The organism is Streptomyces sp. NPDC001493, assembly GCF_053597235.1.
In genome coordinates this window covers 211,229-229,140 of the sequence record NZ_JBSFHV010000006.1, presented here as the reverse complement: position 1 = coordinate 229,140, position 17,912 = coordinate 211,229, and the positions used below count along the sequence as shown (strand labels likewise).

Annotated in this window: 20 protein-coding genes; 14 read left to right on the top strand and 6 right to left on the bottom strand. The window is 70.4% G+C overall.

The window, feature by feature from the left end:
- Positions 1-5: 5 nt before the first annotated feature.
- Together resB and ccsB are read left to right on the top strand one after the other, a co-directional pair.
- Positions 6-1,790: a cytochrome c biogenesis protein ResB gene (resB, locus tag ACWCWD_RS12160; protein ID WP_450772250.1), complete on the top strand. Its 1,785-nt coding sequence runs from the start codon at positions 6-8 to the stop codon at positions 1,788-1,790.
- Positions 1,787-2,869 carry a c-type cytochrome biogenesis protein CcsB gene (gene ccsB / locus ACWCWD_RS12155; RefSeq protein ID WP_450772248.1) on the top strand — a complete coding sequence of 361 codons (1,083 nt, stop codon included), beginning with the start codon at positions 1,787-1,789 and terminating at the stop codon, positions 2,867-2,869. The genes resB and ccsB overlap by 4 nt, the downstream gene beginning before the upstream one ends.
- Positions 2,870-2,962: 93 nt before the next feature.
- On the opposite strand, the gene ACWCWD_RS12150 is transcribed toward ccsB, so the two are convergent.
- Entirely contained in the window at positions 2,963-4,279 is a 1,317-nt protein-coding gene (locus ACWCWD_RS12150) for an aldehyde dehydrogenase family protein (protein WP_450772246.1), read from the bottom strand.
- Positions 4,280-4,471: 192 nt separating this feature from the next.
- On the opposite strand from ACWCWD_RS12150, the gene ACWCWD_RS12145 reads away from it, so the two are divergent.
- Positions 4,472-4,921, top strand: a complete 450-nt coding sequence (locus ACWCWD_RS12145; RefSeq protein WP_450772244.1) for a MarR family winged helix-turn-helix transcriptional regulator — start codon at positions 4,472-4,474, stop codon at positions 4,919-4,921.
- An 83-nt stretch (positions 4,922-5,004) separates the two neighbouring features.
- Here the strand turns inward: ACWCWD_RS12145 and ACWCWD_RS12140 are convergent, their stop codons facing one another.
- Both ACWCWD_RS12140 and ACWCWD_RS12135 read right to left on the bottom strand, forming a co-directional pair.
- On the bottom strand, positions 5,005-5,421 hold the full coding sequence (locus tag ACWCWD_RS12140; RefSeq protein WP_450772243.1) for a PLD nuclease N-terminal domain-containing protein: 417 nt from the start codon (positions 5,419-5,421) through the stop codon (positions 5,005-5,007).
- A 67-nt stretch (positions 5,422-5,488) separates the two neighbouring features.
- Positions 5,489-6,301 (bottom strand): class I SAM-dependent methyltransferase, encoded by an 813-nt coding sequence (locus tag ACWCWD_RS12135; protein WP_450772242.1) that lies wholly within the window; start codon positions 6,299-6,301, stop codon positions 5,489-5,491.
- A gap of 85 nt (positions 6,302-6,386) precedes the next feature.
- Between ACWCWD_RS12135 and ACWCWD_RS12130 the strand changes: the two genes are divergently transcribed.
- The 5 genes from ACWCWD_RS12130 (at position 6,387) to ACWCWD_RS12110 (ending at position 10,790) form a co-directional block, all read left to right on the top strand.
- Positions 6,387-7,106, top strand: a complete 720-nt coding sequence (locus ACWCWD_RS12130; RefSeq protein ID WP_450772241.1) for a GntR family transcriptional regulator — start codon at positions 6,387-6,389, stop codon at positions 7,104-7,106.
- Positions 7,107-7,287: 181 nt separating this feature from the next.
- Positions 7,288-7,488 (top strand): hypothetical protein, encoded by a 201-nt coding sequence (locus ACWCWD_RS12125; protein WP_450772240.1) that lies wholly within the window; start codon positions 7,288-7,290, stop codon positions 7,486-7,488.
- 93 nt (positions 7,489-7,581) lie between these two features.
- Positions 7,582-9,039, top strand: a complete 1,458-nt coding sequence (locus ACWCWD_RS12120; protein ID WP_450772239.1) for a menaquinone biosynthesis decarboxylase — start codon at positions 7,582-7,584, stop codon at positions 9,037-9,039.
- Positions 9,036-9,953 carry a menaquinone biosynthesis prenyltransferase MqnP gene (mqnP, locus tag ACWCWD_RS12115; RefSeq protein WP_450772237.1) on the top strand — a complete coding sequence of 306 codons (918 nt, stop codon included), beginning with the start codon at positions 9,036-9,038 and terminating at the stop codon, positions 9,951-9,953. The genes ACWCWD_RS12120 and mqnP overlap by 4 nt, the downstream gene beginning before the upstream one ends.
- Before the next feature lie 168 nt (positions 9,954-10,121).
- A complete protein-coding gene (locus ACWCWD_RS12110) occupies positions 10,122-10,790 on the top strand; it encodes a UbiX family flavin prenyltransferase (RefSeq protein WP_390965392.1) in 669 nt (222 codons plus the stop codon).
- 16 nt (positions 10,791-10,806) lie between these two features.
- Here the strand turns inward: ACWCWD_RS12110 and ACWCWD_RS12105 are convergent, their stop codons facing one another.
- Entirely contained in the window at positions 10,807-10,953 is a 147-nt protein-coding gene (locus ACWCWD_RS12105) for a hypothetical protein (RefSeq protein ID WP_450772361.1), read from the bottom strand.
- Positions 10,954-11,108: 155 nt separating this feature from the next.
- On the opposite strand from ACWCWD_RS12105, the gene ACWCWD_RS12100 reads away from it, so the two are divergent.
- The 6 genes from ACWCWD_RS12100 (at position 11,109) to ACWCWD_RS12075 (ending at position 16,537) form a co-directional block, all read left to right on the top strand.
- Positions 11,109-11,564: an Lrp/AsnC family transcriptional regulator gene (locus tag ACWCWD_RS12100; RefSeq protein ID WP_266707593.1), complete on the top strand. Its 456-nt coding sequence runs from the start codon at positions 11,109-11,111 to the stop codon at positions 11,562-11,564.
- Between the two features lie 53 nt (positions 11,565-11,617).
- Positions 11,618-12,781 carry an aminofutalosine synthase MqnE gene (gene mqnE / locus ACWCWD_RS12095; protein ID WP_386890109.1) on the top strand — a complete coding sequence of 388 codons (1,164 nt, stop codon included), beginning with the start codon at positions 11,618-11,620 and terminating at the stop codon, positions 12,779-12,781.
- A gap of 178 nt (positions 12,782-12,959) precedes the next feature.
- Positions 12,960-13,484, top strand: a complete 525-nt coding sequence (locus ACWCWD_RS12090; protein WP_450772234.1) for an N-acetyltransferase family protein — start codon at positions 12,960-12,962, stop codon at positions 13,482-13,484.
- 181 nt (positions 13,485-13,665) lie between these two features.
- Positions 13,666-13,959 (top strand): DUF4229 domain-containing protein, encoded by a 294-nt coding sequence (locus ACWCWD_RS12085; RefSeq protein WP_450772233.1) that lies wholly within the window; start codon positions 13,666-13,668, stop codon positions 13,957-13,959.
- 435 nt (positions 13,960-14,394) lie between these two features.
- Positions 14,395-15,744 carry a dicarboxylate/amino acid:cation symporter gene (locus tag ACWCWD_RS12080; protein ID WP_450772232.1) on the top strand — a complete coding sequence of 450 codons (1,350 nt, stop codon included), beginning with the start codon at positions 14,395-14,397 and terminating at the stop codon, positions 15,742-15,744.
- 151 nt (positions 15,745-15,895) lie between these two features.
- Positions 15,896-16,537, top strand: coding sequence for a TetR/AcrR family transcriptional regulator (locus tag ACWCWD_RS12075; RefSeq protein ID WP_450772231.1), 642 nt, complete (start codon positions 15,896-15,898; stop codon positions 16,535-16,537).
- Between the two features lie 43 nt (positions 16,538-16,580).
- On the opposite strand, the gene ACWCWD_RS12070 is transcribed toward ACWCWD_RS12075, so the two are convergent.
- The gene (locus ACWCWD_RS12070; protein WP_450772229.1) at positions 16,581-17,006 is read right to left on the bottom strand and encodes a nuclear transport factor 2 family protein; all 426 of its coding nucleotides are present in this window, start codon (positions 17,004-17,006) and stop codon (positions 16,581-16,583) included.
- 50 nt (positions 17,007-17,056) lie between these two features.
- Positions 17,057-17,908, bottom strand: coding sequence for a MaoC family dehydratase (locus tag ACWCWD_RS12065; protein WP_450772227.1), 852 nt, complete (start codon positions 17,906-17,908; stop codon positions 17,057-17,059).
- Positions 17,909-17,912 lie beyond the last annotated feature (4 nt).

Below are 17,912 nucleotides of genomic sequence, written 5' to 3'. Positions count from 1 at the left end.
TTCCATTGAGCAAGCTGAACACCACTGACGAGCGCGACGCCGCGCGCGCCGACGAGCAGGACGTCCGGGAGCTCGGCGACGCCGGGGCGCAGCTCTCCACCGCACCCGTGGAGGAGCGACCCGACCGCGAGGCCGGGCTGCCCGCGATGGGCGTCATCGGCTGGATCCGCTGGTTCTGGCGCCAGCTCACCTCGATGCGGATCGCGCTGATCCTGCTCTTCCTGCTGTCGCTCGGCGCCATCCCCGGCTCGCTGATCCCGCAGAACAGCGTGGACGAGCTGAAGGTGCTGACGTTCAAGAACGCGCACACCACCGTCACGCCGATCTACGAGAAGCTCCAGCTCTTCGACGTCTACAGCTCGGTGTGGTTCTCCGCGATCTACATCCTGCTGTTCGTCTCGCTCATCGGCTGCATCCTGCCGCGCAGCGTCCAGTTCGTGGGCCAGCTGCGCAGCCGGCCGCCGCACGCCCCGAAGCGCCTGACCCGGCTGCCCGCGTACACGACCTGGCGTACGGAGGCCGAGCCGGAGCAGGTCCGCGAGGCGGCGCTCGCCCTGCTGCGCAAGCGGCGGTTCCGCACCCAGGCGGAGGGCGACGCGGTCGCGGCCGAGAAGGGCTATCTCCGCGAGGCCGGCAACCTGGTCTTCCACGTCGCGCTCATCGTGATGCTGGTGGCCTTCGCGGTCGGCGCGCTCTTCCACTTCCAGGGCGGCAAGCTCGTCACCGAGGGCGACGGTTTCGCCAACACGATGACGCAGTACGACGACTTCGACAGCGGGTCGCTGTACGACTCGGACTCGCTCAAGCCGTTCAGCTTCACCCTCGACGACTTCGTCGGTACGTACGAGAAGACCGGCCCCCAGCGGGGCACGGCCCGCACCTTCGAGGCGCGGGTGACGTACGCCGAGGGCGCGTACGGCAAGGACAAGAAGGGCGTCATCAAGGTCAACGAGCCCTTGGTGATCGACGGCACCAAGATCTTCCTGATCTCGCACGGCTACGCCCCGGTCGTCACCGTCCGGGACGGCAAGGGCAAGCAGATCTTCAAGGCCGCCGTGCCGCTGCTGCCCCGCGACGCCAACATCACCTCGTCCGGCGCCATCAAGGTCATGGACGGCTACAAGGACAAGAACGGCAAGCGGGACCAGCTCGGTTTCCAGGCGTTCTTCGTGCCGACCTTCGCCGGTGCGGGCAGCGGGACGATGCTCTCGCAGTTCCCCGGCGCGGAGAACCCGGTGCTGGCGCTCAACGCGCTGCACGGCAGCCTCGGCGTCGACTCCGGCCTCCCGCAGAACGTCTACCAGCTCGACACCGACAAGCTGAAGCCCTTCAAGGACGCCGACGGCAACAACCTGAAGCAGCGGCTCGCGCCCGGCGAGACCATGCAGCTCCCGGACGGCGCCGGCTCCATCACCTTCGACGGTGTCGAGGAGTGGGCCAGCTTCCAGATCTCCGAGCGGCCCGCCGCCGGCTGGGCGCTCGGCGGGGCCATCGCCGCCATCGCCGGACTCGCCGGTTCGCTCTTCATCCAGCGCCGCCGCGTCTGGGTGCGGGCCGTGCGCGGGGCCGACGGAGTGACCGTCGTCGAGATGGCCGGGCTCGGCCGCAGCGAGTCCGCGAAGCTGCCCGAGGAACTGCTCGGCCTGGCGCTGGCGCTGAACGACGTGGCGCCGACCGCACCCGATCCGCAGCCCGACCCCGCCCCGGGGCCGGAGACCGACTCCGTGGCCGAACCCGGCCCCGGTCCCGACGTACCTGCCGCAGAATCTGCCGAAGGGGCTGAGAAGTGAATCTCGCCGCCGCCGCCAACGAGAATCTGGCGCACACCAGCAATGTGCTGATCTATTCGTCGATGGCCGTCTACACCCTGGCCTTCCTCGCGCACATCGCGGAATGGGTGTTCGGCAGCCGCAGCAAGGTCGGCCGCACGGCCGCCGCGCTCGACGCCGGGGCCGCCGCCCAGTCCTCGGTGAAGGTCCAGGTCAACAAGGCCGGCGGAGCGACCGCCGTGCTGGAACGCCCGAAGGTGGTCACCCGGTCCGCCGCCGGGACCCGGGACGTCCCGGACGGCCCCGGCGCCTCCGGCGGCACCTTCCAGGGCGACCTGTGGGGCCGGATCGCGGTCTCGATGACCGTGCTCGCCTTCCTCGTACAGGCGGGCGGCGTGGTCGCCCGCGCGCTCTCCGTGGAGCGCGCCCCCTGGGGCAACATGTACGAGTTCTCGATCACCTTCTCCACGGTCGCCGTCGCCGCCTACCTGATCCTGCTCCTGCTGCGGAAGAACGTCCGCTGGATGGGTCTGCTGCTGGTCACCGTGGTCCTGCTGGACCTCGGCATCGCCACCACCGTGCTCTACACGGACAGCGACCAGCTGGTGCCGGCGCTCCACTCGTACTGGCTGTGGATCCACGTCTCCACCGCCATCATCTGCGGCGCGGTCTTCTTCCTCGGCGCCGTCGCCACGCTCCTCTACCTCTTCCGCGACAGCTACGAGCGGAAGGTCGAGAACGGCGAGACGCCGGGCCGGTTCGCCCAGTCCGTGCTGGACCGGCTGCCCTCGGCGGCGACGCTCGACAAGTTCTCGTACCGCGCCAACGCGGCCGTCTTCCCGCTCTGGACGTTCACGATCATCGCGGGCGCGATCTGGGCCGGCGAGGCCTGGGGCCGCTACTGGGGCTGGGACGCCAAGGAGACCTGGTCGTTCATCACCTGGGTCGCCTACGCCTGTTACCTGCACGCCCGCGCGACCGCCGGATGGAAGGGCCGCAAGGCCGCCTACCTGGCGCTCATCGCCTTCGGCTGCTGGCTGTTCAACTACTACGGCGTCAACATCTTCATCACCGGCAAGCACTCCTACGCCGGGGTCTGACGCCCCGCAGGGCCTGTACGCGAAACGGCTGCCCGCACCTCCCGTACGTTCCGGGGGGAGCGGGCAGCCGTTCTTCGTGTCCGGGCCGGGGGCTCAGCCGAGAGGGGTGTCCAGGACGGCCTTGCGGTGGGTGAAGGTGTCGATCGAGTAGGGGCCGTGGTAGCTGCCCATGCCGCTCTCGCCGACCCCGCCGAAGGGCAGGTCCGAGACGGTCAAGTGGGCGAGCGGCAGGCCGATGCCGACGCCGCCCGAGGAGGTCTCGGCCAGCAGCCGCTCGCGGACCTCGGCCGACTCGGTGAACGCGTAGAGCGCCAGCGGCTTGTCCCGGTCGTTGATGAAGCCGATCGCCTCGTCCAGGCCGGCCACGGTGAGGATCGGCAGCACCGGGCCGAAGATCTCCTCGCCCATCACCGGCGCGTCCGGGGCGACGTCGGCGAGCACGGTCGGCGCGATGTACTTCGTCGCCCGGTCGTGGGCGCCGCCGGTGACCGTACGGCCGGAGTCCAGCAGGCGCACCAGGCGGTCGAAGTGGCGCTCGTTGATGATGCGGCCGTAGTCGGGGGAGACGGAGGGGTCGCTGCCGAACTGGGCCTCGACGGCGGCGGCGAGGGCGTCCGCGAGGGCGGCTCCGGTCTCCGGGTCGGTGAGGACGTAGTCGGGGGCGACGCAGGTCTGGCCCGCGTTGAGGAACTTCCCCGAGGCGAGCCGCGCCGCGACCGCCTTCAGGTCGGTGTCCCGGTCCACGAAGACCGGGGACTTGCCGCCCAGCTCCAGCGTCACCGGGGTGAGGTGCTTCGCCGCGGCGGCCATCACGATCCGGCCGACCGTGCCGTTGCCGGTGTAGAAGATGTGGTCGAACCGCTCCTCCAGCAGCGCGGTCGTCTCCTCCACGCCGCCCTCGACGACGGCCACCGCGTCGGTGTCCAGGAAGCGGGGGAGCAGCCGGGCGACGGCGGCGGAGGTCGCCGGGGCCAGCTCGCTCGGCTTGGCCACCACGCAGTTGCCGCCCGCCAGCGCGCCCGCGAGCGGGGCGAGCAGCAGCTGCGCCGGGTAGTTCCAGGGCGCGATGACCAGGACGACACCGAGCGGGTCGCGCACCGTGAGCGCGGTCGCCCCGAGGGCGGCGAGCCCGGCGTGTACGGGGGCGGGCTCGGGGCGCAGCCAGTCTTCGAGGTGCTCCAGGGTGTGGTCGATCTCGCGGACGGTGAAGTCGATCTCTGTCCGGTACGACTCGGCGCGGCTCTTGCCGAGGTCGGCGCGGAGCGCGTCGGCCAGCTCGTCGCCGTGCTCGGTGAGCAGGGCGCGCAGCCGTTCCAGCTGGTGGGTGCGCCAGGCCAGGTCCTTCGTACGGCCGGTGCGGAAGGTGGTGCGGAGGCGGGCGACGACGTCGGCCGGGGACTCGGAGGGCATGGGGGCTCCCTACTGCGGGCGTCTCGATGGACAGGAAGTTGACATCGTCAAGCAACGCATTTCATGTAACGACCATAAGTTGAGTAAGTCAAATAATCTGAGCGCGGCGCGCGTGCGACGTACCGTGGAGGACCCACACCCGTGATCCGCGCCGGACTGTCCGCCGCGCCTCTGCCCAAGGATGACCACCCCATGCCCCCGGAACCGGCACCCCGCGCCGACCGCGCCGTCCCCACCCCGGACGACCTGCTGGAGCCCCTGGCCGTCGTCGTACGAGGGCACTCCGACGACCTCACCGCCGTCGCCGCCCGCCACGGCCTGAGCAGCGCGCAGGCCCGCGCCCTCATCGCGCTCGACGCGCCGATGCCGATGAGCGCCCTCGCCCGCCACCTGGTCTGCGACGCCTCCAACGCCACCGGACTCGTCGGCCGTATGGAGACCCGGGGCCTGCTTGTCCGCACCCCCGCCCCCGGCGACCGCCGCTCCAAGGTCGCATCCCGCACCCCCGAGGGCACCGAACTGGCGCACCGGATACGCGCCGAGATGCGCGTGGTGCACGGCGCGCTGGAGGCGCTCACCCCGGAGGAACGCACCGCGCTGCTGCCGCTGCTGGAGCGTCTGGGCGGGCTGCTGAGCTCGTGAGCGGCCGTTCTTGAACGCCGAAGAGCCCGCCCGGTCCGGTCTCCCGGCCCGTGCGGGCTCTGTCGTACGGGGCGAGCCGCAGGTCAGGCGGTCGCCGGAGGCGGCGTCCCCGGTGCTTCGTCGGGGCCGGTACCGCGTTCGCGGCGCTTGAGCTCGTCCTCGCGGCGGCGCAGGTCGGCCTCCCAGTCCTTCAGGAGCGACTCGTCCCGCTTGTTCTCCGCGCGCAGGCTCTGGAGGAACTCCGGGTTGTCGTCCGGTGCCACCCACTGGGTGCGGTGGTTGCGGTGCCACTCGGAGGGCGTACGGCCGCCGGCGGGTGCGTGGCGGAGCTTGCCCGCCGCCAGCCAGACGATCGGGCCGACGATCCAGAACAGCAGGATGATGAAGACCCAGGCGACCTTGGGCAGGTGCTTGGCCTCGTCCTCCGGGGTGTTGAGGCAGTCGATGAAGGCGTAGATCGTCAGCGCCAGCGGCAGGAGATAGATCAAAGCCCTGAACATGGTTGAGGATTCCCCCCGGGAACGGCGGTGGGGCGTGAAGGCCCCCGGTGAGGCGTCAGGGTACCGGCTACGGATGACACCCCACGGCGAGCAGATGTGAACTGGCGGCGAGAAGCTCCGGATGAGCCTCCGCCAGACGGGCCGCGGCGAGCGCGGACTCGAACAGCGGCGAGCCCACGAGTGACTCCCCGGTGTGCTGTTCCGTCGCCTTCAGCAGCGACCAGGCCGGTCCCTCGATCCCGTACACCACCGGGTCCTCGCACCCGGAGTCGCGCAGTTCGGCCGCCAGTTCCTCCGGGGTGTGGAAGTACGCCTCGGTGAACCCGCGCCGGCCGTCGTACACCCCCGTCGCCAGGCTTTCCACGATGCTCTCCCCGATGGCGGGGTGGTGCAGGTGGGCGTAGGCGGTGTGCTCGAAGAGCGGCGCGTACCGGTTGATGCCCGCCGCCGCGACCGGCCCGCCCGGCCGGACCACCCGCCGGGCCTCCGCCAGGGCGGCTTTCCGGTCGGCGGGGTCGGTCAGGTGGTAGAGAGGGCCGAGGAGCAGCACCGCGTCGTAGGTGGCGTCCCCGGCCGGCAGCTCCCGCGCGTCGGCCCGCTCGGCGGTGGCCCCGGTCTCCAGCGCCTCCTGGACGTGCCGCTCGACCGGATCGACGAGGTGGACCTCGTACCCCGCCTCCACCAGCCACCGCGCGTGCGCACCCGGGCCGCCGCCCACGTCGAGCACCTTCGCCGGGGCCGGTGGCAGGTGCCTGCGCAGCAGCTCCTGGGTCCGCACCAGCTCCAGCACCCCGTCGGCGTTCTTGCTGAGCCGGGCGGACTCGTCGTAGCCGGAGGTGTAGAAGTCGATGATCCCGGGCGGTACCTGATGGGGCGCCATGCGTGCCTCCTGGGGTGGCCATGAGTGGGAGCGAACTCCTGGACTAACCTAACCGGTTGACCAGTCCAGCGACCAGGAGGCTGCGATGCCGCTTCTCAAGTACGAGCAGATCGCGGAATCATTGCGTGCTCGCATCACCGACGGCGACTTCGGCCCGGGCGACCTTCTCCCGTCCGGCCGGGACCTGTGCGAACAGTGGTCCGTCTCGCGGGCGACCGTCATCAAGGCGATGGACGTACTCCGCGCGGACGGGCTGGTCGTCGCGCGGCAGGGTTCGGGATTCACCGTGGTGGAGACGCCGTTGGCGCGCCCGGCGGGGCGGCGGATCGCCGGTTCCGCGCGCCTTTCGGGCGGCTCGGCCTTCCGTCGCCTCGGGACGCCGGTCCGGGAAGTGCCTCCGGAGAAGGTGGCGGAGGCGCTGTGTCTGGATCCGGAGGTTGCCGCACTCCGCCGTGACCGGCTCATGCTGCTGGACGACGGAGCGCCGCAGTCGCTGGTCGTTGCGTGGTTCCCGCCGGACATCGCCGATGCCTGCCCGAGGCTCGCGCAAGCCGGACCGCTGATGGAGGGCACCACCCACTACGTCGCCCGCACCACTGGCAGGCGCCCCGCTGAAGGCGTCGACGTGTCGACGGTCCGGTTGGCCTCCGAGCATGAGGCAGAGCTTCTGGGGCTCGCGCTTCCTGAAGCGGTTGCCGTCGTCCTTCATACGGCGTCGGACTCCGAGGGCAGGCCGCTTGTCTGCGAGGAGGGCGTGACACCGGCGCGGGTATGGGAGCGCACGGACGCCTACCCGATGAGCTGAGATCGATACCCGATGGGCTGAAGACGACCGGCATCTCTTGACTGGACCGGTCAACCGGTCCAGTCTTCGATCTATGACACCAGATCACCTCGACTCATCGACTGCTCGTTTACTTCCGTGGACACGCGAGGACGGCGCCCCCTGCTACCTCGTGACGAACGGGCAGGGCCCTGTCTCGCGCATGGCCGATGAGATGGAGCGGACGCAGATGCGTATGGCCGTCGAGGTCCAGGAATACGCGCACGCCATGACGGAGGACCCCGACGTGACGGTTCTGGAGCTTCGCTTTGTCGCCACCCGGCTCTCCGAGTGCCTGACCGACGCACTGCGCATCGCGGAAAGCCGGGGCGGCCGACTGGAACGGGAGCGGATGCCTGAGTGACGTCCGCGCCACTTGCTCACCCCGCTCCGCGCCCGGCGCGGCGGCGGGGGAGCGCCCGAGGGGGAGTGCGGGGAGGATGACAAACTGGTGGGCATGGCTTACGACGATCTTCGCTCCCTGCTCCGGGCCTTGGAACGTGAGGGCGATCTCAAGCGCATCAAGGCCGAGGTCGATCCGTACCTCGAAGTCGGCGAGATCGTCGACCGCGTGAACAAGGCCGGCGGGCCCGCGCTGCTCTTCGAGAACGTCAAGGGGTCCTCGATGCCCCTGGCCATGAACGTGTACGGCACCGACCGGCGGCTGCTGAAGGCGCTCGGGCTGAAGGCGTACTCGGACATCAGCGACAAGATCGGCGGGCTGCTGAAGCCGGAGCTGCCGCACGGGTTCATCGGTGTGCGCGAGGCGTTCGGGAAGCTCGGCTCGATGATCCACGTACCGCCGAAGAAGGTGAAGGGGGAGAGCGCCCCCGTCCAGGAGGTCGTCCTCACCGGCGACGACGTGGACCTGGACCAGCTGCCCGCGCTCTTCACCTGGCCCGAGGACGGCGGCTCCTTCTTCAACCTGGGGCTGACCCACACCAAGCACCCCGAGACCGGCGTCCGCAACCTCGGGCTCTACCGGCTCCAGCGCCACGACCGCCGCACCATCGGCATGCACTGGCAGATCCACAAGGACAGCCGCAACCACTACCAGGTCGCCGCCAAGCGCGGCGAGCGGCTGCCGGTGGCCATCGCCTTCGGGGCGCCGCCCGCCGTGACGTACGCGTCCACCGCACCGCTGCCCGGGGACATCGACGAGTACCTCTTCGCCGGGTTCGTCCAGGGCAAGCGGATCGAGATGGTCGACTGCAAGACCGTGCCGCTCCAGGTCCCGGCCAACGCCGAGGTCGTCATCGAGGGCTGGCTGGAGCCGGGCAAGATGCTCCCCGAGGGGCCCTTCGGCGACCACACCGGGTTCTACACCCCGCAGGAACCGTTCCCCGCGCTGACCATCGACTGCGTGACCATGCGCAAGCGTCCGCTGCTCCAGTCGATCGTGGTCGGCAGGCCGCCCACCGAGGACGGGCCGCTGGGCCGCGCCACCGAACGGTTCTTCCTGCCGCTGCTGAAGATCATCGTCCCGGACATCGTGGACTACCACCTCCCCGAGGCCGGCGGCTTCCACAACTGTGCGATCGTTTCGATCGACAAGAAGTACCCCAAGCACGCCCAGAAGGTGATGAGTGCCATCTGGGGCGCCCACATGATGGCGCTGACCAAGCTGATCGTCGTCGTGGACTCCGACTGTGACGTCCACGATCTGCACGAGGTGGCCTGGCGGGCGCTCGGCAACACCGACTACGCCCGGGACCTGACCGTCACCGAGGGGCCGGTCGATCACCTCGACCACGCCTCCTACCAGCAGTTCTGGGGTGGCAAGGCGGGCATCGACGCGACGAGGAAGTGGCCCGAGGAGGGGTACACGCGGGACGGAGGCTGGCCGGAGATGGTCGAGTCCGACCCGGAGACGGCGGCGAAGGTCGACCGCCGCTGGAAGGAATACGGACTGTGACTGCCGCAGAAGCAGCGCTGGGCCACGGCCCGGCGCAGCCCAGTAGCAAGGTGAAGGCGTTCCTGCGGCTGGTGATGATCGAGCACTCGGTGTTCGCGCTGCCCTTCGCGTACATCGCCGCGCTGATCGCGATGTTCCAGGTCAGCGAGTCGATCCACTGGGTCGAGCTGCTGCTCGTCACGGTGGCGATGGTCGGCCTGCGGACCTTCGCGATGGCCGCGAACCGGATCATCGACCGGGAGATCGACGCGCGCAATCCGCGCACCGCGACCCGCGAGATCGTCACCGGTGCCGTCTCCGTGCGCTCGGCGTGGACGGGCGCCGTGGTCGCGCTGGTCTTCTTCCTCGGCGCCGCGGCGCTCCTGAACCCGCTCTGCCTCGCGCTCGCGCCGATCGCGGTCGTGCCGATGGTGGTCTACCCGTACGGCAAGCGGTTCACGAACTTCCCGCACGCCATCCTCGGCATCGCGCAGGCCATGGGCCCGATCGGCGCCTGGCTCGCGGTGACCGGCAGCTGGTCGTGGGACGCGGTCATCCTCGGGCTCGCCGTCGGCATCTGGATCGGCGGCTTCGACCTGATCTTCGCCTGCCAGGACGTCCGCGCCGACCGCGCGCACGGTGTGCTCTCGGTGCCCGCCCGCTTCGGCATCCCGGCCGCGCTCTGGGGCGCCCGGGTCTGCCACGCGATCACGACCGGGCTGCTCGTCTGGTTCGGCCTCGCCACCGACGCGGAGCTCTTCTACTGGATCGGCATGGTGATCGTCGCCGTGGCCTTCGTGTACGAGCACCGGGTGGTCCGCCCGCACGACCTGTCCCGCCTCAACCGGGCCTTCTTCTCGGTCAACGGGTTCATCGGCATGGCGCTCTTCGCCTGCACCCTGCTCGACCTGGTGGTGCGCGGCCTCACGCCGTGACGGCCGTAGCGTCGTGACGGCCCTAGCGTCGTGCCGGCCGTGGCGCCGTACGGGGCGGTGGGGCCGCGAACCCCGGACGCGGGCAACGCCCCCGCGCCTCCAGCCGGTTCCGGGTTCGGCCGGTGCGCGGGGGGCAGCTACCCTCGGCGTGTGGAATCCACGACTTCAGTGAGTCAGCAGCCGCGTCGGCCTTGGATTGTCGGGGTGTCGGGCGCCTCGGGGACCCCGTTCGCCGCTTCGGTGGTGCGTGGGCTGCTCGCTGCCGGTGAGGACGTGGACCTGGTGGTGAGCCGCGCCTCGCGGCTCACGCTGCTGGACGAGACGGGGATCGCCTTCCGCGACGCGCACTGGCGGGACGACCTCGCGAGCTGGCTGGCGCGGGGGGCGGACGGCAAGCCGGACACCTTCGCCCCGGACCTCTCCGGGGTGCGCCACTGGCCCGCCGGTGATCTCGCGGCGGGGCCGTCCTCGGGGTCGTACCCGGCGAAGGGGATGCTGATCGTCCCGGCTTCGACGGCCTGCGTGGCCGGGGTCGCGCTCGGGCTGTCGAAGGACCTGCTCCAGCGGGCCGCGAGCGTCACGCTCAAGGAGCGGCGCACCCTCGTCGTCGCCGTACGGGAAACACCCCTGAGCGGCGCGACGCTGAAGCAGATGGTGGCCCTGGACGAGGCGGGGGCCGTGGTGCTGCCCGCCTCCCCGGCGTTCTACGCGGGCGCCACGCACATCCAGGATCTGGTGGACTTCGTCGCGGGGCGGGTGCTGGACGCGGCGGGGGTGCCGCACGGTCTGTACCGCCGGTGGGAGGGGGAGCTCGGTGGCGGCTCACGTACCGCCTGAGGGCGGGCCGGTCCGGTCAGCGCTTCTTGTGGCGCGGGGCGCGGCTCTTCGCGACACGCCGTGCGGGCGCCGGCTGGTCGGCGCGCGAGCGGTTGGCCAGGTCCTGCAGCTCGCGCATGCGGGCGTAGGCCATCTCGATCGAGGCCACCTCGAACGAAAGCACGGTGTTCACTCCTGAGGGTTCGAAAGGGTCGCTTCGAAGCAGGGTTCGACAGCGTTTCTTGAATCTTCTGGAAGATTTGCAGGGTGGAAGCCCTGTTGGCCTTAAATTCTATACCCAGACTTGCGATACTGCTGAATAATGGAAGGTTCTGTCATATGGACGCGGTGGACAGGCAGCTCATCCAGGCCCTCCGGGAGAACGGCAGGGCGTCGTACGCGGAACTGGGCCGGCTCGTCGGCCTCTCCGGCCCCAGCGTCACCGACCGGATCAACCGGCTGGAGTCGGCCGGAGTCATCACCGGCTACCGCGCCACCGTCAACGCGGCGGCCCTCGGCCTCGGCGTCACCGCACTGATCGGCATCTCGCTCTCCGACGCGGCCGACCACGAGGACGTGGCGCGCCGGCTGCGCGACCTGGAGGAGATCGAGGACGCCTGGTTCATCGCGGGCGACGACTCCTACATGCTCAAGGTGCGCGTCGGTGACGTGGACGGCCTGGAGAAGACGATCCGCCGGCTGAGCGGAACGAAGGGCGTCTCCCGCACCCGGACGACGATCGTGCTCTCCACGAAGTGGGAGAACCGGGTCGGAGAGCTCCCCGAAGAGCGCTAGGCGTACCGTGGGGTCGGTTCGAGGTCGTTACGCAGAGAAATGGGAGGCGTCTGGTGGACGCGGGACTCAAGCGCGAGCTGGAGGAGAAGGTCCGGGCCGGCGAGCGGCTGAGCCGCGAGGACGGGATCGCGCTCTACGAGTCCGACGACCTGGCCTGGCTCGGCGGTCTGGCCCACGAGGTGCGCACCCGTAAGAACGGTGACGTCGTGCACTTCAACGTCAACCGGCACCTCAACATGACGAACGTGTGCACCGCCTCGTGCGCGTACTGCTCGTTCCAGCGCAAGCCGGGCGAGAAGGACGCGTACACGATGCGCATCGAGGAGGCCGTCCGCCTCGCCAAGGCGATGGAGAACGACAACCTCACCGAGCTGCACATCGTCAACGGGCTCCACCCCACCCTGCCGTGGCGGTACTACCCGCGCTCGCTCAGCGCCCTCAAGGAGGCGCTGCCGAACGTGGCGCTGAAGGCGTTCACGGCGACGGAGATCCACCACTTCGAGACGATCTCCGGCCTCAGCGCCTCCGAGATCCTCGACGAGCTGATCGAAGCCGGTCTGGAGTCGCTGACCGGCGGCGGCGCGGAGATCTTCGACTGGGAGGTCCGCCAGCACATCGTCGACCACAACACCCACTGGGAAGACTGGTCGCGCATCCACCGCCTCGCGCACGAGAAGGGTCTCAAGACCCCGGCGACGATGCTGTACGGGCACATCGAGGAGCCCCGTCACCGCGTCGACCACGTGCTGCGGCTGCGCGAGATGCAGGACGAGACCGGCGGCTTCCAGGTCTTCATCCCGCTGCGCTACCAGCACGACTTCGTGGACATGAAGGACGGCAAGATCCGCAACAAGCTCCAGGCGCGGACCACGATGGCCACCGGCGCCGAGGCGCTGAAGACCTTCGCCGTCTCCCGGCTGCTGTTCGACAACGTGCCGCACGTCAAGGTGTTCTGGGTGATGCACGGCGTGCAGACCGCCCAGCTGGCGCTCCAGCACGGCGCGGACGACATGGACGGCTCGGTCGTCGAGTACAAGATCACGCACGACGCCGACAACTACGGCACGCCGAACAAGCTCGGCCGTGACGATCTGCTGGAGCTCATCCGGGACGCGGGCTTCCAGCCCGTCGAGCGCAACACCCGGTACGAGATCATCCGCGAGTACCCGGGCCCGGACGCCGACCGGCGCGAGACGCCGCAGGCGATGCGGGTCTGACACCACGTGTTCGACGAGGGGCCCCGGTCGCAGGTACGCCACTTGCGCCCGGGGCCCCTCGGCGTTTCCGGCCCGCACCGGCCCTCTCCCCGACCCGTCCCGGCCCCCTCCCGCCGACCCGTCCCGCATGCCGGAAAGCTGGTTGAGGCCGTCGGGTCGTAATGGCTAACCTTGGCCCATGCCTCTTACCTTCACCCTGGACCCCGACTTCGGTCCCGAGCTGCGCGACGGCGTCCTCGCGCTCTGGACCGATGTCTCCAACGCGGGCGGCGCGGTCGGCTTCGTCCCGCCGGTCACCACCGAGGACGTCCGCCCCGAGCTGCTCAAGCACCTCACCGCGATCGCCGAGGGACGCACCAGGCTGCTCGTCGGACGGGACGAGGACGGCACGGTCGCGGCGACCGTCTTCCTCACCCTCAACACCCACCGGCTGATGCGGCACTGGCTCTGGCTCTACACGGTGATGGTCCACCCCTCCCACCAGGGCAAGGGATACGGGCGCGACCTCATGGCGGCGGCGGCCGACGCGGCGCGCACCATCGACGGTATGGAGTACATCCGGCTCACCTGCCGGGGCGGCACCGGCGTGGACCGCTTCTACGAAAGCTGCGGCTACAAGGAAGTGGGCCGGGTGCCGGGGGCGATCCGGGTCGCCGAGGGCGACGACCGGGACGACATCACCATGCTGCTCCCGCTCGGCTGATTCCCGCCGCGGGGCGGCCCGGGGCCGTCCGGGGTGCGGGCCCGGCGCGTTCCCGCAGTTCAGGCGGGGGCGTACGGGGCGTGCGGGGGGCCGTGGCAACCCCGTGAACCGAACGATTTCGGGGCATGCTTCACTGGTCGGGCAGGTTCGCATCACCGTCGTACGTAGAGAGAGGTCAGCCGTGTCCGCTGCCAAGCCGAGCGCAATGATCCGGTACTCCGCGCTGCGCCTGCTGATTTTCGTCGCCTGTTTCTTCGTCTCCGGAGTGGCCGTCCACTTCGGTGTGATCCCCTCCGGCGTCGGCGGCTCCAACGTCGTCTGGGTCGTCCTGCTCGGGCTGGTGCTGTCCGCCCCGCTGAGCTACGTCCTGCTGCGCAAGCAGCGTGACGAGATGTCCGTCCAGGTCGTCCAGAAGGTGGACCGCGCCAAGGCCCGCCTGGAGGCGAACCGCGCGCGCGAGGACGCCGTCCAGTAGGACCCGGTTCTCGTCGCCGAGGAACCCGGCACGTAACCTTCGTCACATCCGCGCCCCTGGGGGCGCACCGCACCTCGGACCCCGGCCCGGAGCAAGTCGCTCCGGAACCGGGGTCTTTGACGTTTTTATCCGCCGCTTATCCGGCGCGCCCGGCCGGACGCATGCCCATAGAAAGACTTTGAGGCCCTCAAAGTCGCGGTGTTAACGTGAACGACATGAAGACAGCAGTGCGAATCCGCTACGCCCCGGGCGTCCCGCTCGTGGCGCGCCTGCACGTCGATCTCTGCCGCTGCACGACCGCGGCCTGTTGTCGCCTCTGACCCGGCAGCATGCAGCGGCGCCGCCTCCCGGCGAGGACGCCGCCCCCGTCCCCTTCCCCTTCTCGCGTACGCGTGCCTTCCCACGCGTACGCCGCGTCCTGTCTGGAGTGTGTCCGTGTCCGCGAACCCCGCGTCCACCGCGGAGACCGCCGAGCCCAAGAGCTCCGGTTTCCGTATACCGAAGGTGCCGTTCTGGGCCCAGATCGTCGCCGGTCTGGTCCTCGGTGTCGTCCTCGGCTGGATCACCCGCTCGTACGACGTCGCGTGGCTCTACACCACGCTCGACAAGGTCGGCCATATCTTCGTCCAGCTGCTGAAGCTGGCCGTCGCGCCGCTCGTCTTCTTCGCGATCCTGGTGTCGATCACCAACCTCCGCAAGGTCAACAACGCGGCCCGGCTCGCCACCCGCACCCTGCTCTGGTTCATGATCACCTCGCTGATCGCGGTGGCCATCGGCCTCGCCATCGGCCTGATCACCAACCCGGGCTCCGGCACCGGCCTCACGCCGAAGGACGGCCTCAAGCCCGAGCACGCCGGCTCCTGGCTGGACTTCCTCACCGGCATCGTCCCGACCGACGTGATCACGCCGTTCACCGAGCTGAACGTCCTCCAGATCGTCTTCATGGCCGCCGTCGCCGGCATCGCCGCCCTGAAGCTCGGCGAGAAGGCCCAGCCGATCCTGACCCTCAGCGAGTCGATCCTGGAGCTGCTCCAGAAGGCCCTGTGGTGGGTCATCCGCCTCGCCCCGCTCGGCACCGTCGGCCTCATCGGCTACGCCATCGCCGACTACGGCTGGGACCTCATCGGCAAGTACGCCACCTTCACCGCCGACGTCTACGTCGGCTGCGCCCTGGTGCTCTTCGGCGTCTACCCGCTGCTCCTCGCCACCGTCGCGAAGGTCAGCCCGATCCAGTTCTTCAAGGGCGCCTGGCCCGCGATCCAGCTGGCGTTCGTCTCCCGCTCCTCGGTGGGCACCATGCCCGTCACCCAGAAGGTCACCGAGCGCCTCGGCGTCCCGAAGGAGTACGCCTCCTTCGCCGTCCCGTTCGGCGCCACGACCAAGATGGACGGCTGCGCCGCGATCTACCCGTCGCTGGCCGCGATCTTCATCGCGCAGATCTTCGACGTGCAGCTCGGCGTCGGTGACTACATCCTGATCGCGTTCGTCTCGGTCATCGGCTCCGCCGCGACCGCCGGTCTCACCGGCGCGACGGTCATGCTGACGCTGACCCTCTCGACGCTGGGCCTCCCGCTGGAGGGCGTCGGCCTGCTCATGGCGATCGACCCGATCCTGGACATGATGCGCACCGCCACCAACGTGGCCGGCCAGGCGCTGGTCCCGGTGATCGTCTCGGCCCGCGAGAAGATCCTCGACCTCGGCAAGTACAACTCCGCCTCGGCCTCGCCGGTGGACGAGATCGAGGTCGCCGACGAGGAGCCCGTACGGGTCCCCGTCGCCGCCTGATCGCACCTCGCACCACGCACCACGCGCCCCGGGGGCGCCCGGGTCCTTCGGGACCTGGGCGCCCCCGGGGCGTTGTCGCGCCGACGGTGCCGTCCCCGCTCCCCGTACCCTTACTCGGGAGTAAGGCAGCGGGGGCGGAAGGAAGTCCGACATGGATGCGGTGAAGAGCAAGCGGATGCCACGCGCCGTGCGTGAGCAGCAGATGATGGACGCGGCGGTGCAGATCTTCGGGCAGCGCGGCTACCGGGCGGCCTCGATGGACGAGATCGCGGAGCTCGCGGGCGTGTCGAAGCCGCTGGTCTACCTGTACCTGAACTCCAAGGAGGAGCTCTTCACCGCGTGCATCCGCCGCGAGGCGAAGGCGCTGGTGGACGCGGTCCGGGCGGGGGTCGAGCCGGGGCTGCCCGCCGACCGGCAGCTCTGGGAAGGGCTGCGCGCGTTCTTCCTGCACACCGCTGAGAACCCGGACGGCTGGGCGGTGCTGCACCGCCAGGCGCGGACGCACGGGGAGCCGTTCGCCTCGGAGATCACCACCATGCGGGACGAGATCGTCGCGTTCGTGACCGGTCTCATCGGCGCCGCCGCCCGGGAGGCCCACCACGACCCCGCGCTGCCCGACCGGGACGTGGTCGGGCTCGCGCAGGCCCTGGTGGGCGCCGCCGAGGCGCTGGCGGGGTGGGCCAACGAGACCCCGGGCGTCTCGGCCCGGGAGGCGGCGGCGACGCTGATGAACTTCTCCTGGGCGGGCCTGGAGAACCTCATGAACGGGCGGCCCTGGCAGCCGCCCGTCTGATCCGGTGGCCCCGGCCGGTGCGGGGCCGATGCGCGGCGGCCCCTCAGGGGTTCTCGGGCGCCAGCCCGGCGGCGACCAGGGCCGCGTAGACCGCCTTGCCCAACGCCACCACGGCGGACTGGGGGCGCACCATCACGGTGAACTCCTTGATCAGCCCGGCCTCGTCGAAGTGCAGCAGGTCGATGCCGTGGATCTGGGCGCCGTTCACCGTGGCGCGGAAGACCAGGATCTCCGAGGGGGCCTCCTGGCCGTCGGCGCTGGTCTCGGCGGTGCCCTCGTACTGGCCGACGTAGTGGAAGTCCTCGAAGACCTGGAGCAGTACCCCGAGGAGCCCCAGCACCTGGGGCTTCCCGTCGAAGGGGGTGAACTTCACCGGGCTGTAGAGGCGGACGTCGTCGGTGAACAGGGAATCGATTCCGGTGAGTTCACCCTTCTCCACGGCGGCGCGGAAGCGTTCGGCGGATTCCATGGTTCCTCCCGATGTCGGTCCAGGGGTCGTACCGGTCGTACCGTACGGGCTCACAGGTCCCGGGTCACCGTGCCGGTGAGGTGGAGCCGCGCGCCGTCCGGGCCGCCGCGCAGCTGGAACCTCGTACCGGAGCCGTCCGCCGCGTACGTCACCGTGCCCGGCAGGAGCACCGGGGCCCGGAACTCCGCCCGTACGGTACGGATGTGGTCGGCGCCCTCCACCTCGGCGAGGCAGCGGGCGACGGTCCACATGCCGTGGGCGATGGCCCGGGGGAAGCCGAACAGGCGGGCGGTGAGCGGGTGGAGGTGGATCGGGTTGCGGTCGCCCGAGGCGGCACCGTACCGCCGTCCCAGGTCGCCGGTGAGCCGCCACTCGGCGACGGCGGGCAGGTCGGGGACGGGGGGCAGGCCGGGGAGGGCGGGCGCTGCGGGCGCGGCGGGGGCGGTCCGTGCGGAGTGGCGGGCGAGGTACCCGCTGCGGGACTCCCACACCAGCTCGTCGCCCACCCGGGCCTCCGTCACCACGGTCGCCTCGGTGCCCCGGCGGTGCGGGGTCAACGCTGCCGCGTAAACAGTCAGTCGGAGGGGCTCCGCGGGCTGTACGGGGCGGTGGGAGGTGATCTCGATCCAGGTGTGGACGAGCCCGAGCACGGGCAGCGGGAACGCCCGTGCCGTCATCAGCCGCATGGCGAGCGGGAACGCCAGGACGTGCGGGTAGGTCGGGGGGAGCGGGCCGGTGGCGGGGAAGTGGCAGATCCGGCGGTAGCGGGCGAGGAGTTCGGCCGGTGCGGGGGCCGCGGGGCCGGTGACGCGGGTGGCCGGGAGTACGGCTCCGGGGCGACCGGGGCGTTTCAGTGGCGAGGTCAACGCGCCGTACAGGAGGGAGAGTCCGAGGCCGGGCACCGGC

Bases quoted from the DNA above. Each gene is read 5' to 3' on its own strand.
- ACWCWD_RS12150 (WP_450772246.1), bottom strand. From the start codon at position 4,279: ATGCCCTCCGAGTCCCCGGCCGACGTCGTCGCCCGCCTCCGCACCACC.
- ACWCWD_RS12145 (WP_450772244.1), top strand. From the start codon at position 4,472: ATGCCCCCGGAACCGGCACCCCGCGCCGACCGCGCCGTCCCCACCCCG.
- ACWCWD_RS12140 (WP_450772243.1), bottom strand. From the start codon at position 5,421: ATGTTCAGGGCTTTGATCTATCTCCTGCCGCTGGCGCTGACGATCTAC.
- ACWCWD_RS12135 (WP_450772242.1), bottom strand. From the start codon at position 6,301: ATGGCGCCCCATCAGGTACCGCCCGGGATCATCGACTTCTACACCTCC.
- ACWCWD_RS12130 (WP_450772241.1), top strand. From the start codon at position 6,387: ATGCCGCTTCTCAAGTACGAGCAGATCGCGGAATCATTGCGTGCTCGC.
- ACWCWD_RS12125 (WP_450772240.1), top strand. From the start codon at position 7,288: ATGGCCGATGAGATGGAGCGGACGCAGATGCGTATGGCCGTCGAGGTC.
- ACWCWD_RS12120 (WP_450772239.1), top strand. From the start codon at position 7,582: ATGGCTTACGACGATCTTCGCTCCCTGCTCCGGGCCTTGGAACGTGAG.
- ACWCWD_RS12100 (WP_266707593.1), top strand. From the start codon at position 11,109: ATGGACGCGGTGGACAGGCAGCTCATCCAGGCCCTCCGGGAGAACGGC.
- ACWCWD_RS12090 (WP_450772234.1), top strand. From the start codon at position 12,960: ATGCCTCTTACCTTCACCCTGGACCCCGACTTCGGTCCCGAGCTGCGC.
- ACWCWD_RS12075 (WP_450772231.1), top strand. From the start codon at position 15,896: ATGGATGCGGTGAAGAGCAAGCGGATGCCACGCGCCGTGCGTGAGCAG.
- ACWCWD_RS12070 (WP_450772229.1), bottom strand. From the start codon at position 17,006: ATGGAATCCGCCGAACGCTTCCGCGCCGCCGTGGAGAAGGGTGAACTC.